This is a genomic window from Actinophytocola sp. (genome assembly GCF_050699915.1).
In the GTDB taxonomy this organism is placed as follows: Bacteria; Actinomycetota; Actinomycetes; order Mycobacteriales; family Pseudonocardiaceae; genus Actinophytocola.
The window spans coordinates 1-13,294 of sequence record NZ_JBOHGA010000041.1 but is presented as its reverse complement, the minus strand read 5'-3'; the positions used below and the strand labels follow the sequence as shown (position 1 = coordinate 13,294).

Annotated in this window: 11 protein-coding genes; 5 read left to right on the top strand and 6 right to left on the bottom strand. The window is 71.7% G+C overall.

Annotated features, from left to right (window positions below; genetic code table 11):
• Positions 1–68: 68 nt before the first annotated feature.
• From ACRDSK_RS10635 to ACRDSK_RS10620, 4 genes are read left to right on the top strand one after another with little or no spacing between them, the layout of a single operon-like run.
• Positions 69–2,828 (top strand): family 78 glycoside hydrolase catalytic domain, encoded by a 2,760-nt coding sequence (locus tag ACRDSK_RS10635; RefSeq protein ID WP_431439941.1) that lies wholly within the window; start codon positions 69–71, stop codon positions 2,826–2,828.
• A gap of 16 nt (positions 2,829–2,844) precedes the next feature.
• Positions 2,845–4,146: an ABC transporter substrate-binding protein gene (locus ACRDSK_RS10630; protein ID WP_431439938.1), complete on the top strand. Its 1,302-nt coding sequence runs from the start codon at positions 2,845–2,847 to the stop codon at positions 4,144–4,146.
• A gap of 3 nt (positions 4,147–4,149) precedes the next feature.
• Positions 4,150–5,064 (top strand): carbohydrate ABC transporter permease, encoded by a 915-nt coding sequence (locus tag ACRDSK_RS10625; protein ID WP_431439935.1) that lies wholly within the window; start codon positions 4,150–4,152, stop codon positions 5,062–5,064.
• Positions 5,061–5,876, top strand: coding sequence for a carbohydrate ABC transporter permease (locus tag ACRDSK_RS10620; RefSeq protein ID WP_431439933.1), 816 nt, complete (start codon positions 5,061–5,063; stop codon positions 5,874–5,876). The genes ACRDSK_RS10625 and ACRDSK_RS10620 overlap by 4 nt, the downstream gene beginning before the upstream one ends.
• Before the next feature lie 26 nt (positions 5,877–5,902).
• On the opposite strand, the gene ACRDSK_RS10615 is transcribed toward ACRDSK_RS10620, so the two are convergent.
• Together ACRDSK_RS10615 and ACRDSK_RS10610 are read right to left on the bottom strand one after the other, a co-directional pair.
• Positions 5,903–6,334, bottom strand: a complete 432-nt coding sequence (locus ACRDSK_RS10615) for a nitroreductase family deazaflavin-dependent oxidoreductase (protein ID WP_431439932.1) — start codon at positions 6,332–6,334, stop codon at positions 5,903–5,905.
• 415 nt (positions 6,335–6,749) lie between these two features.
• Entirely contained in the window at positions 6,750–7,313 is a 564-nt protein-coding gene (locus tag ACRDSK_RS10610; protein WP_431439930.1) for an RNA 2'-phosphotransferase, read from the bottom strand.
• A 90-nt stretch (positions 7,314–7,403) separates the two neighbouring features.
• On the opposite strand from ACRDSK_RS10610, the gene ACRDSK_RS10605 reads away from it, so the two are divergent.
• Positions 7,404–9,506: a M14 family zinc carboxypeptidase gene (locus ACRDSK_RS10605; RefSeq protein ID WP_431439929.1), complete on the top strand. Its 2,103-nt coding sequence runs from the start codon at positions 7,404–7,406 to the stop codon at positions 9,504–9,506.
• A 255-nt stretch (positions 9,507–9,761) separates the two neighbouring features.
• On the opposite strand, the gene ACRDSK_RS10600 is transcribed toward ACRDSK_RS10605, so the two are convergent.
• From ACRDSK_RS10600 to ACRDSK_RS10585, 4 genes are all read right to left on the bottom strand, one after another.
• Positions 9,762–11,420 carry an MOSC domain-containing protein gene (locus tag ACRDSK_RS10600; protein WP_431439927.1) on the bottom strand — a complete coding sequence of 553 codons (1,659 nt, stop codon included), beginning with the start codon at positions 11,418–11,420 and terminating at the stop codon, positions 9,762–9,764.
• A complete protein-coding gene (locus tag ACRDSK_RS10595; RefSeq protein ID WP_431439926.1) occupies positions 11,413–11,901 on the bottom strand; it encodes a CGNR zinc finger domain-containing protein in 489 nt (162 codons plus the stop codon). The genes ACRDSK_RS10600 and ACRDSK_RS10595 overlap by 8 nt, the downstream gene beginning before the upstream one ends.
• A 28-nt stretch (positions 11,902–11,929) precedes the next feature.
• Positions 11,930–13,039: a zinc-dependent alcohol dehydrogenase gene (locus ACRDSK_RS10590; protein ID WP_431439924.1), complete on the bottom strand. Its 1,110-nt coding sequence runs from the start codon at positions 13,037–13,039 to the stop codon at positions 11,930–11,932.
• Between the two features lie 23 nt (positions 13,040–13,062).
• Positions 13,063–13,294, bottom strand: a 232-nt coding sequence (locus ACRDSK_RS10585; protein ID WP_431439922.1) for a hypothetical protein, incomplete at its 5' end; no start/stop codon positions are given.

The following is a 13,294-nucleotide window of genomic DNA, read 5'->3' as shown; positions in this document are numbered from 1 at the left end:
GCCCCGCACGGGCGTCGGGGCACACGATCGAGTGGCGTCTTGGAACGTTTCACTCGACGAGGAGTGCCATGCCCAGCGCCGCCGCACCGACCGGCATCCGCTTCGAGCATCTGGACGCACCCGTCCTCGGCATCGGGCCGCGGCGCCCCCGGCTGTCCTGGCACGTGCCCGAGGCGGAGCCCGGGTTCCGGCAGCGGGCCTACGAGGTGGAGCTGACTCGCGGCGGCGTGTCCGGTCGGTACACAGTGGACTCCGTGGACCAGGTTCTCGTGCCGTGGCCGGGCGATCCGCTGCGTGCACGCGAGCGGGTCGGTGTCCGCGTGCGGGTCCGCGACGACGAGTGGACGGCGTGGAGCGAGCGGGCCGTGGTGGAGGCCGGCCTCGGACCCGACGACTGGACGGCGCTCCTGGTCAGCCCGCGCACGGTCGGCGGCCTCGGCGAGCCCGCCCCGGTACTGCGTGGCGTGCTGACCGTGCCCGGCGAGGTCGCCGCCGCCCGCCTCTACGCGACCGCGCACGGCGTCTACGTCCCCGAGCTCAACGGCACCCGTGCCGGCGACCACGTGCTCGCGCCGGGCTGGACCAGCTACCCCCATCGGCTGCGTTTCCAGACTCACGACGTCACGGACCTGGTGCGGCCGGGCGAGAACGTCCTCGAGGTAATGCTGGGCAACGGCTGGTACCGCGGCAGGCTCGGCTTCCGCGGCGGACAGGCCCTGTACGGCGACCGGCTGGCGTTGCTCGCCCAGCTCGAGGTGACCACTGTGGACGGCGCGGTACACGTCCTCGCCACCGACGAGGCGTGGTCCGCGCGGGCGAGCGGCGTGCTCGCCGACGACCTCTACGACGGCCAGCGCTCGGACCTGCGGCAGGCCGACCGCCCGAGCGGGCCTGTCGACGTGCTGGAGCTGAACCTCGTGCACCTCGTCGCGCCGGACGGCCCGCCGGTGCGCGTGACCGAGGTGGTCCCGGCGATGGAGATCACGACGTCGCCGTCCGGCGCCACGATCGTCGACTTCGGACAGAACCTGGTCGGCCGGGTCCGGCTGCACGCGTGCGACCCGGCCGCCGAGGTCACGGTCCGGCATGCCGAGGTGCTCGAGCACGGCGAGCTGGGGGTCCGCCCGCTGCGGACGGCCAAGGCGACGGACACGTACCTGACCGACGGCGACGGCGTGCTCGAACCGGACCTGACGTTCCACGGCTTCCGCTATGCCGAGGTCACCGGCGTGCCGCGGCTGCGGGCAGAGGACGTCGAGGCCGTGGTCATCGGCACCGACCTGCGACGCACCGGCTGGTTCGAGTGCTCCAACCCGCTGCTGAACCGCTTCCACGACAACGTCGTCTGGTCCGCGCGCGGCAACTTCCTCGACGTGCCGACCGACTGCCCGCAACGTGACGAGCGGCTCGGCTGGACCGGCGACGTCCAGGTCTTCGGCCCGGCCGCCGCGTTCCTGTTCGACAGCGCGGGCTTCCTCACCTCCTGGCTCGCCGACCTCGCCGCCGAGCAGCACGAGGACGGCTCGGTCCCGTTCGTGGTACCCGACGTGCTGCGCCGCCCGGGGCCGGCCGCGGCGGCGTGGGGCGACGCGGCGACGCTCCTGCCGTGGGTGCTCCACGAGCGCAGCGCCGACGTGGCGGTGCTGCGCCGGCAGCTGCCCAGCATGCGGGCGTGGGTCGACCGCGCGGCCCACCTCGCCGGCAAGGACCGGGTCTGGGCCGGCGGCTTCCAGTTCGGGGACTGGCTCGACCCCGCCGCGCCACCCGACGAGCCGTTCGCCGCCAAGGCCGACCCGGACGTGGTCGCAACCGCTCACCTCGCCCGGTCCGCGCAGGTCGTCGCGGACGCCGCCGCGCTGCTCGGCGACGACGCGGTCAGCAGGCAGTATGCGGACCTGGCCATGCAGGTCCGCGAGGCGTTCGTCCGCGAGTTCGTCACCGCGGGCGGGCGCGTGCTCAGCGACGCGGCCACGGTGTACGCGCTCGCGCTCTGCTGGGACCTGCTGCCCACCGCCGAGCAGTTGGACCGCGCCGGAGAGCGGCTGGCGGACATCGTGCGGGCCGCGGGTTTCCGCACGGCCACCGGGTTCGTCGGCACACCGCTGATCATGGACGCACTCACCAGGGCCCGGCGGCTCGACGTCGCCTACCGCCTGCTGCTGCAGACCGGCTGCCCGTCGTGGCTCTACCCGGTCACGATGGGCGCGACCACGGTCTGGGAGCGCTGGGACAGCATGCTGCCGGACGGCACGATCAACCCCGGCGAGATGACCTCGTTCAACCACTACGCGCTCGGCGCGGTCGCCGACTGGCTACATCGGACGGTCGCCGGCCTGGCCCCGGCCCGGCCGGGCTACCGCGAGCTCGTGGTCGCGCCCCGTCCCCGCCCCGAGCTGACCGGCGCGGCCGCCCGGCACCACACCCCCTACGGCGAGGCCGCGGTCTCCTGGCAGCGTGCGGGCGGACGGCTGACGCTGCGGGTGGTCGTGCCCGTCGGTGCCACCGCGACCGTGCACGTGCCGGGTCGCGACCAGCCGGTGCTCATCGAGCACGGCACGCACGACTGGGACGTACCCGACCCGTGCCCGGCGGGGGCGGCGCTGCCCGCCGAGCCGACCGTGCGCGACGTGCTGGACCACGAGCCGACCTGGACCCGGGTCGTCGAGGCGGCGACCACGCTCGGTCTCGTCCGCGACGAGCAAGAGGCCGCCGCCCGCCTGGCCCGTCAGCTCGACCTACCCGCCGAGGCGCTCCTGGACGCCCTCGCCCGGTTCGCCTCGCCCGGTGAGCTGCGGCGGCGCCTCGACTTCCTCTTCCCGCACCAGTAGATCCACGGAGGTTTCCATGAAACCCATTCGGGCCGCGGCAGCCGTGCTGGTTCTCGCCGTCTCCGCGTGCAGTCCCGGCGACCTCGGCTCCAGCGACGAGGAGGGCAAGACCACGCTGACCTTCCTCGCCGACAACACCGAGGCGACCACCAAGCAGGCCAACGGGCTCGCCGACGCGTTCATGAAGAAGAACCCGGACGTCGAGATCAAGGTCGAGCTGCGCCCCCAGGGCAGCGAGGGCGACAACGTCGTCAAGACCCGGCTGTCCACAGGGGACATGACGGAGGTGTTCCAGTACAACTCCGGCTCGCTGCTGCAGGCGCTCAAGCCGCAGGAGACGCTCGTGTCGCTCAAGGGCGAGCCCTACCTCGACAACATCCAGGACACGTTCTTCCCCACCGTCTCCGTCGGCGACGACGTCTACGGCGTGCCGATGGGCAGCGCCAGCGCCGGCGGCGTGCTGTACAACACCAAGGTCTACGACCGGCTCGGGCTGACGGTACCGAAGACCTGGGACGAGTTCATGGCGAACAACGCGAAGATCAAGGCGGCCGGCGTCGCACCGGTCATCCAGACCTACAAGGACACCTGGACCTCGCAGCTGTTCGTGCTCGCCGACTTCCACAACGTCGCGGCCGTCGAGCCGGACTTCGCCGACGACTACACGGCCAACGAGACCAACTACACGAGGTCGGCCGCCGCGTTCAAGGGCTTCCAGCGCCTGCAGCAGGTTCACGACGCCGGCTACCTGAACAAGGACTTCGCCGCGGCGTCCTTCGAGGACGGTCTACGCGAGCTCGCCACCGGCAAGGGCGCGCACTACCCGATCCTCACGTTCGTGATCGGCACGCTCATGACCAACAATCCCAAGGAGGCCAACGATGTCGGCCTCTTCGCGCTGCCCGGCGACGACGCCGCCAAGAACGGCCTGACGATCTGGACACCCGGCGCCGTGTACATCCCGAAGACGACCGAGGGCGCCAAGCTGGACGCGGCCAAGAAGTTCCTCGCGTTCATCGCGAGCCCGGAGGGCTGCGAGGCGCAGACCGAGGCGTACCAGCCGACGGGACCGTACGTGGTCGACGACTGCCCGCTGCCGGACGACCTGCCGCAAGTGGTACAGGACATGTTGCCGTACTTCGAGACCGACGGGCAGGCCACGCCCGCGCTGGAGTTCGCCTCGCCCATCAAGGGCCCGGCACTCGAGCAGATCACCGTCGAGGTCGGTTCCGGCATCCGGTCCGCCAAGGACGGGGCCGCGCTCTACGACCGCGACGTGACCAAGCAGGCGCAGCAGCTCGGGCTCCCGGGCTGGTAGGCGATGGCGTCGACGACGGTGGCCGGTCGGGCCGTGCCGCTCACCCGGCGGACGCGGCAGCGGGCGGGCTCGGCCTACCCGTACTGGTTCTACCTGCCGGCCGCCGTCGTCTACGCCGTCCTGTTCCTGCTGCCCACGTTCGCGTCGTTCTACTTCAGCCTGACCAGATGGACGCTGTTCGACCAGCGGTTCATCGGCCTGGAGAACTTCATCCTGTTCTTCCAGGAGCCGGCGCTGGTCAAGGGCCTGACCAACACGCTGATCTACGCGGTCGTCACGTCCGGGCTCAAGGTCGTCCTCGGCCTTGCGCTCGCGGTGCTGCTGACGTCGAACATCCTCGCCACCGGCTTCCTGCGCTCCGCGGTGTTCTTCCCGGTGCTGGTCAGCACGATCGGGGTGGGCATCACGTTCACGATCCTCATGCACCCCAGCCGAGGGCTGATCAACGACGCGCTCGGCGTGCTCGGCGTCCAGGGGCCCGCGTGGCTCACCGACCCGTCGATGGCGCTGCTCTCGGTCGCGTTCGTCGACGTGTGGAAGGGCGTCGGGCTCGCGACGGTCATCTACATCGCCGGCATCGTGTCGATCCCGCGGGAGTACCTCGAGGCGGCGCGGGTGGACGGCGCGGGGCCGTTCCCGGTGTTCCGGCACATCCTGCTGCCGCTGTCCTGGCCCGCCACGGCGACGGTGATCGTGCTGTCCCTGATCGGCGGGTTGCGCTCGTTCGACCTGATCTGGGCGATGACCCGCAGCGGGCCCGGCTTCACCTCGGACGTGATCGCGTCGGTGATCTACAAGCAGTACCAGGCCGGCTTCTACGGGCTGTCTACCGCGGGCAACGTCGTGCTGTTCCTGCTCGTGACCGCGGTCGTGCTGCCGCTGACGTGGTTGCTCAACCGGCGGGAGGTGCAGCTGTGAGACGGCTCGCGCTGAGCGCGGTGTCGGTCCTGGTCGCGGTGGTGCTGTTCGTCGTGCCGTTCGCGTTCATCGTGCTGCAGGCCCTCAAGGACCGCACCGGCGCGGCGGCGCTGGACTTCTCCTGGCCGCAGCAGCTGCGGTTCGTGGAGAACCTCGTCGCGGTGATCGAGGCACGAGACTACATGCTGATCATCGCGTTCATCAACAGCACGGTCCTCACCGTGAGCAGCGTGACGATCCTCGTCGTCCTGGCCGCGATGGTGGCGTTCGTGTTGCAGCGCAGGCGAAGCCGATGGACCGGGCTGGTGAACTTCGTCGTCCTGTCCGGACTGATCATCCCACCGGCGGTCGTGCCGACCATCTGGGTACTGCAGGGCATCGGGCTGTTCCGCACGATGACCGGGCTCGTGCTGGTCGAGGTCGCGTTCGGGCTCTCGTTCTCGATCCTGCTGTTCCGCAACTTCCTCGCCACGGTCCCGCGCGAGCTGGACGAGTCCGCCCTGATCGACGGCGCGAGCCCGCTGCGGGTGTTCTTTCAGGTGATCTTCCCGCTGCTGCGCTCGGTCGCGGTGACCGTGATCGTGGTCCAGTCCGTGGTGATCTTCAACGACTTCACGAACCCCCTGTACTTCCTGCCGGGCGAGCAGAACGCCACGGTGCAGCTGACCTTGTTCAACTTCCAGAGCCAGTACGCGACGCAGTACAACCTGCTGTTCATGAACATCCTGCTGATCACGATCCCGCCGCTGCTGATGTTCCTGGTGGCCAACCGGCGCATCGTGGCAGGTCTGACGGCGGGAGCGCTGAAGTAGCTCCCGCCCGGCGACAGGGTGCTGAGCTACTTCGGGTCGAGGACGAACACGGGGATCCGCCGGTCGGTCTTCTCCTGGTACGTGGCGTAGTTGGGGAAGGCCGCGACGGCCCGGTCCCACCACTCGGCCCGCTCCGCGCCGTCGACCTCGCGGGCGACGTAGTCGTTCGTCTCGGCGCCGTCCTGCAGCGGGACCTCCGGGTTCGCCTTGATGTTGTGGTACCAGGTGGGGTGCGCGGGCGAACCGCCCTTGGACGCCACGACCGCGTACCGGCCATCGTGCTCCACCCGCATCACGGGTGTGTAGCGCAGCCTGCCGGTCTTCGCGCCGCGCACCGTCAGCAGTACGACCGGCCTCCCGAGGATCACGACGCCCTCAGTACTCCCGGTCTCGAGGATCTTCTTCGTCTGGTCCCGAACCCAACCCTGGGGGCTCAGCTCTACGGTCTCTTCTGGCATGTTCCAACCAACACTCTCCGCGCGGCGACCATTCCCATCGGCCGGGTTGACCTCGTGGCGCGTACCCACACCGCTGAGCAGCTTCTTCGGACGCGCCGACGAGATCCGCGACGGGGCCTGTTTCGTCGACCTGACCTCGGTCCACGACGACGCGTCCGTGCCCGCCGCCGTCCGACTCGAACCCGAGCCGTGGCCCGCTGGCCCCGTCGGCACCCGGGGCGAACACGGTGGCGCCGGCGAAGTGACCGGAGCGCTCGCACACGGTGCGCAGCGCCTCCTCGTGGAGCACCTCCTGGAACCCCACGAGGTCGGCGTCCGTCCGGCGCAGCTGCTCGCCGATCCAGTCCGCGTTGATCGCCATGTCACGACTCCGTCGTCTTCCCCCGCACCGGAGTCGGGCCCACGCGCCGGCCCGCTACGGGGCCGACGGGCGTCGCGGCTGAGTCAGGTACTCCGGCGGCACGGTGTCGACGAGCCAGACCCCGTTGGCGCTGACCAGGAACCGATGCCCGTCCGCCGACATGCGGGCCGCGTCCACGTGCAGGACGACCGGCCGTCCCCGGCGGGAGCCGACCCGGGACGCGGTCTCCTCGGAGGCCGACAGGTGGACCTGGTGCCGCTCCATCGACCGCAGACCCTCGCGCCGGATCGCCGGCAGCGCGGCGGCCACGGTGCCGTGGAAGAGCACGTCCGGTGGCTTCGACTCGGGCAGCTCGAGGTCGACCGACACCGAGTGCCCCTGGTTGGCCCGGATGAGCGTCCCGGTCTCGTCGAACGCGAAGCGCTGCTTGTCGCTGCTCGACACGATCTCGTCGAGCTCCTCGCGGGTGAGCCGCAGGCCGTGGCGTCCCAGCGCGTCCAACAGCTCGTCGACGCCGACCCAACCCCCGGGCCCGAGCGCGAGCCCGATCTCACCCGGGGCGTGGCGTAGGTGCAGGGAGAGCCGCTTGGAGGCGCGCACCAGCTGTTTCTCGTTCATCTCACCCGCATTGAACACCATGAAGCTTCTTGACTCCCAACGGTTTTGGGGAAGTATTGTGCCTCACCATCGGCCCGTCTGGGAGGCACCATGTCCACACGTGGATGGGGCAACGCGGTCGCCGCGGTCGCCCTGTTGTGCACCGCCACGTTCGCAGCCAGCGCCGCGCCGGCCACGGCCGCGCCGCCGAAGTCGCCGGTTCAGGTCGCGGCCACGGAGGTCGCGCTCGTCCGGCTCCACCTACCCACGGTCTCGATGCTCGACCAGCTCAACGCGAGCGGAGCCGACATCGCCGCGCAGGGCCGCACCCCGGACGGCAAGCTCGTCGCCGACCTGGTGCTCACCGGCCGCGACCTCGACGAACTCGTCGCCCGCGGGGCCACCCCGCTGCAGGTGATCGGGCGGGAGTCCGACGCCGCGCAGCGCTACGCGCAGAGCAAGCAGGCCGCCAGAGCCGAGGCGGCCACCCGGGCGGCCGCCGACACCCTGCAGTTCCTCTCGGCCTACTGGTGGGTCACCGACGGCCAGACGTTCCTCGAGACCCGGGTCGCCACCACCGCCGTGACCGACCCCGAGGTCGAGCTCACGGTGCACTGGGAGACCGCCGACGGCACCGCGGGGTCCTTCCCGCTGCAGCGCTTCGAGGACGCGGGCGAGTACCAGTACCACATCGCGCTGCCCCAGCCGCTGCCCGCGCAGCCGGTTCGCGTCACGGCGACGTCGAGCCTCGGCGGCAGCACCCGGGCGATCACGCCGGGCGCGTGGCCGGGTGCCGCTCCCCCGGAGCCGCCCGACGGGTACCAGGAGGACTTCATCGACGCGTACATGTCGCCGGTGGACATCAAGGCCCGCATCGCCCGCCTGGGTCGGCAGTACCCGGACCTCGTGGACGTCGTGAACCTGCCGAACAAGACGCCGGGCTACCGCCGCACGGCGACCGCGTACCTCGGCGACCCGGCCACCGCGGCGGTCGTCGTCGAGTCGGTGAAGTACGGCGACCAGGGACCCAACGGCTGGCAGGTCCGCACGGTCGACCCGGGCCGGCCGAACCGGCCGGCGCAGGCCACCTTCCGCGACCGGGTCCTGACCGTCTCGCTCGCGACCGACGCCACCGGCGCGGTGGTCAGCACGACCGACCAGGTCGCCGCGCTCATCGGATCCCGGTTCCCGCAACGGTTCTCGGCGTTCGTCGAGGACGGCTCGGCCGGCCTGGTCATGCCGGTCGCCGGCCCGACCAGGATGACCGACGGCCTCGACGCGCCCGCCGGCGTGCCGCACCAGCCGTGGACCGTGCAGGCGCTGCGCATCGGCGCACACCGGGACGGCTCGCGGATCGGCGTGCTGGCCTACTCCCAGGAGCACGCTCGCGAGTGGGCGACGCCGCTCGTCACGCTGGAGTTCGCCGAGCGGATGCTGGCCAACCACGCCACCGACCCGGAGACCCGGACGCTGCTGGAGAACGTCGAGATCTTCGTGATCCCGACGGCGAACCCGGACGGGGCGAACTACTCGTTCAACGACTACGCCTTCCAGCGCAAGACCATGTCCAACCACTGCACCGGCGCACAGCGCGACCCGCGCTACGCCGACTCGTGGGGCGTGGACGTGAACCGCAACTACACGGTCGGCTCGGCGTTCGACGGCTACGTCGGCGCGTCGACGACCAACTGCCTGTCCGGCACCTACGCCGGCACGGCCGAGCTGTCCGAGCCGGAGGCGAACAACATCGCGACGTTCGCGGGCCAGCACTCGAACATCAAGTTCGCGATGAACGTGCACAGCTACGGCGGCTACTTCATGTGGCCGCCCGGGGCGTACGCGATGCCGGGCCGGATCACGCTGCCGCGCCCGTCGATCGAGGAGTCGGCGATGTTCCAGGCCAGCGCCAAGCGGATCGTCGGCGCGATCGCGAGCGAGCGGAGCACGGTGACGTGGCCGTCGCGCACCGGCCCGGTGGCCGACGTGCTGTACTCCGCGGCGGGCAACTCCGCCGACGAGCTGTACTACCAGCAGGGCATCTTCGCGTGGGACTTCGAGATCGGCAACGACCGGTGGAACCCGGCGAGCGGTGAGTGGGAGGGCATGGGCTTCCAGCCGCCGTTCACCGAGGCACACGCCGAGTCCCAGGAATACGCCGACGGCCTGACCGAGCTGATCCGCGTGGCCAGGGACTTCCAGGACGCGAACTCCTGATCACGAGTGAGACCTGTCTGATCGTGACGGGGATGCCGGGGGCGGGGAAGTCGACGGTGACCAGCCTGGTCGCCGAGCGGCTCCCCCGCTCCGCCCGGCTCGACGGCTACGAGTCCCTCGAGGCCGACATGAGTCGCGGGCTCGGCGACGTCGGCTGGTGGTTCGACACCGCGAACCTCACTCCCGAACCGACCGCCGACCGCATCGCCGGCGACGCCCGCCACCGGAGCCGTCGTCGGCTGACGTGCGCTGAGGTCAGAGATCGAGGACGAGATCGGAGGTGGGGCGAGCGCTGCAGATCAGCGCCTCGCCGGGTCCGGGCGGCTCGAGCGGGGCCGGGTCGTGGGTGACGGTGCCGGACAGCACCGGCGTCACGCAGGTGTGGCACACGCCCGTGCGGCAGGACCAGCGGGTGGGCACGTCGCACGCCTCGGCCAGCTCGAGCAGCGAACGATCGTCGGCGCGGACGGTCAGCTCGCTGCGGACGAACGTGACGCTCGGGCCGGCGCCGGGTGGGCCGGGCGGCTGGTGCGGCGGGATGGCGCGGGCCCCGGTGATGCCCGGGTTGATCGCCGGACGGGAGCCGAACAGCTCGGTGCGTACGTCGGTCACGCCGAGCGTGCCGAGCGCGGCGCCGACGTCCGCCATGAACCGGGCCGGGCCGCAGAGGTAGGCGGTGGCGCCGGCGGGCAGGCCGAGACCGGCGAGCGTCTCCGGGGTCAGCCGGTTCCCGCTCGCGGTGTAGCAGGTGTGCTCGTGGCCGTTGGGCAGCGCGGCGAGTAGCTCGTGGGCCTCGGCGGCGAACGCGTGGTGGTCGGCGTCGCGCGCGGTGTGCAGCCACCACACCTCGCGGGCCGGATGCCGGGCCGCGAGGTCGTGCAGCATGGCGAGGACCGGAGTGACACCGATACCCGCGGAGACGAGCAGGACCGGGTTGGCGCCGGCGGCGAGGACGAACTCGCCGCGCGGGGCCGCGACGTCGAGGTCCGCGCCCGGCCGAAGCCGGGTGTGCAGGTAGTTGCTGACGACGCCGTCCGGCTCGCGCTTGACGCTGATCCGGTACGTGCCGGCGGCCGGGTCGGACGAGAGCGAGTAGCTGCGCATCGCGCCGGCCGCCCGCACGGTCAGGTACTGACCGGCGGCCGGTGGCGGCAGCGGCTCGTCGCCGGCGAGGTGCACCGAGGCGACGGTCGCGCTCTCCGCCGCGACGCCGGTGACCCGCAGGCGGCGGAAGCCGTCCCACGCCGGGCGCGCCGGAGCCGCCGGGGCGTCGAGCAGTTCGCGGAACGACCGCTGCCAGCCGGGGCTGAGCGCGGGGATGTCGACGGCGGCGCGCAGCTTGTCCCGGGCTCGGCCGGGCAGGTAGAGCAGGGCGTCGGTGTCGGCGACGGTCAGCGCGTGCCGCCCAGTCCTCGTCCGGACGATCTCGTCGCCGGCCCGGACGTGTCCCTCGCGGATGACGCGCAGGTAGAAGCCCGGCCGGCGATGTGCGACGAGCAGCGCGGGCAGCGTCGGCTCGCCGAACCGCATGCCGACCCGGAAACAGGTGACCCTCGGCTGGGTGACCTCGAACTCGGCTTCGCCGATCCGGTAGCGGTCGCCGATGCACACCTCGTCGTCGGCCAGACCGTCGACGGTGAAGTTCTCGCCGAACTGGCCATGCGCCAGGTCGTCGCGGCCGAAGTGGACGCGCCAGTGCTCGTAGGACTGGAGCTGGTAGACGAGGACCGCGCGCATCTCCCCACCGTGCCCACCGAGGTCGCCCTGACCGTCGCCGTCCACGTTGAGCGTCCGCACCATGCGCGCCCCGTCGACCGGCTGCTTCCACACTCCCGTGTGGACGGTCCGGCCCTGCCACGCGACGTCCTTCGGCAGGCCGACGTTGACCGACAGCAGCCGCCCCGCGCTAGGCACCGCGCACCCGCTGGTAGTGGCGGCGGGCCTTCATGCGGTTGCCGCAGACGGCCATCGAGCACCAGCGGGCGTTGTTGGCCCTGCTGCGGTCGACGAGGAACAGCGAGCACTCGCCGTTGGCGCACGGCCGCAGCCGGCCCGGCGCGCCGGCGCGCAGCGCGTCCCACGCCAGTACGGCCCGCACCACGACCGAGTCGCCACCGAGCCGCCACTCGACGCCGTCGGCGGTGAGCTCGGGGCGCTGGACCACGCCGTCGAGGAGCGGGGCGAGCGACGTTGGTGGCTCGGCGCCACGGGCCACGTTTCGCAGCGCCGTCCTGGCCTCCCGAAGCTCCGCGGCCGGCGCGCGGCCGGACCACTTCGCGTGCGCGGTCAGCCAGCCACGGGCCGTCTCGTCGTCGGCGAGCTCGTCGACCGGCACCCCGTCGACGACCGGCGCGCTGTTGAGCAACGCCAGGAGCAGCGCCTCGTCGTCCACCATGTCTAACCTCCCTGACGTACTTGACAGGTTAGACCGAATCGTCGCCGAGCGGGTCGCGGCGGAGGACGAGCTTCGTGGTTCTGGCGGTGTAGGCGGCGGGGGCGTCGTCCCACGCGGCGGTGTGTGTGGTGACCCGCTCGGCCGGGAACCCGGTGCGGCGCAGGAAGTCCAGCAGGCCGGGCAGGTTCGCGCGGGAGTGGGAGACGCCCAGGCGCAGGGTCGCGTCGGTGGCGTACATGTGCATCAGCGGCACCCGCGTACCGGTGGCGAAGTAGTAGCCCACGGCCGTGCACACGCCGCCCGGCGCCAACGCGCGCAGCCCGCGCCGCAGCCCGGACGCGCGGGAGGTCGCTTCGACGACCACGTCGTAGCCGCCCTGGCCTTCCTGTGTACTGGCACCGAAAGACTCGGCGATCGAGCGACGTTCGGCGTCGTCGTCCAAGTAGTCCACGACGCCGGCGCCGTGCGCGACGGCGAGACCGGCCGCGTACAGCCCGATGCTCTTGGCGCCGCCACCGAGGACGAGCACCGAGCCGCCTTCGCGCGCGGCCAGCGGCGGCACGACCGCCCGCCACGCGTCGGCGAGGTTGTCACCGGCCGCGGCGACCCGTTCGGCGGGGATGCCGGGCGGGACCGGAACGAGCATGTGCTCGGCGAAGGGCACCCGGAACTCGTCGGCGATCATGCCGCCCCACGGCCCGCACGCCGCCCCGAAGCCGTACGCGGCAAGCGTCCCACCCGATGCGGTGGTGGTGGCGCACTTGGCGGTCAGCCCGCGCTGGCACGGCGCACAGGTGCCGCAGGAGACCGCCCACGGCACGACCACCCGCTGCCCGACCCGCAGCCCCGTCACCCCTGGCCCGAGCGAGACGATCTCGGCGACACACTCGTGTCCGATGGCGAACGGCCCGCGATACGGGACCCTGCCGCAGATGCTCCCGACGACCGGATCGACCAGGCGGAGCGCCATGCCCACCCGCAGCGCCCGAGACACCGGCCGGTGAATCGGCACGGTGTCCCCATCGCAGCGCCCGGCGATGAACGGACGCACGATCGCGTCGTGCGGATCCACGATCACCGGCCGGTCGCGCTCATGCCACGCCAGCCGTCCACTCCGCTCGAACTGCAACTCACGCATGCCCACCACCCGATCAGCCGCGGCTACAGGCTCGCTACCCGCCTCAGCGCCACCTCGTCAACGAGTTCTGCCCGTGCGGCGGGATTGTCGTGGTAGAAGAGCACCGCGCGGTACAGGATTTTCGGGTCCACGGCCAGGAAACGCCCCTGTACGGCCAAGTGCGGCGCGAACGCCAGCTCCCCCTGCCGCCACGCCGACGAGGTTCGCCGGACCCAGCCGGTCGTGTTCGCCGCCGCGATCACCTGTACGAGCGGT

What these genes read in the sequence shown, in the direction of transcription:
- ACRDSK_RS10635 (WP_431439941.1), top strand. Translation starts at nt 69, where the DNA reads ATGCCCAGCGCCGCCGCACCGACCGGCATCCGCTTCGAGCATCTGGAC.
- ACRDSK_RS10625 (WP_431439935.1), top strand. Translation starts at nt 4,150, where the DNA reads ATGGCGTCGACGACGGTGGCCGGTCGGGCCGTGCCGCTCACCCGGCGG.
- ACRDSK_RS10590 (WP_431439924.1), bottom strand. Translation starts at nt 13,039, where the DNA reads ATGCGTGAGTTGCAGTTCGAGCGGAGTGGACGGCTGGCGTGGCATGAG.
- ACRDSK_RS10630 (WP_431439938.1), top strand. Translation starts at nt 2,845, where the DNA reads ATGAAACCCATTCGGGCCGCGGCAGCCGTGCTGGTTCTCGCCGTCTCC.
- ACRDSK_RS10610 (WP_431439930.1), bottom strand. Translation starts at nt 7,313, where the DNA reads ATGAACGAGAAACAGCTGGTGCGCGCCTCCAAGCGGCTCTCCCTGCAC.
- ACRDSK_RS10615 (WP_431439932.1), bottom strand. Translation starts at nt 6,334, where the DNA reads ATGCCAGAAGAGACCGTAGAGCTGAGCCCCCAGGGTTGGGTTCGGGAC.
- ACRDSK_RS10605 (WP_431439929.1), top strand. Translation starts at nt 7,404, where the DNA reads ATGTCCACACGTGGATGGGGCAACGCGGTCGCCGCGGTCGCCCTGTTG.
- ACRDSK_RS10595 (WP_431439926.1), bottom strand. Translation starts at nt 11,901, where the DNA reads ATGGTGGACGACGAGGCGCTGCTCCTGGCGTTGCTCAACAGCGCGCCG.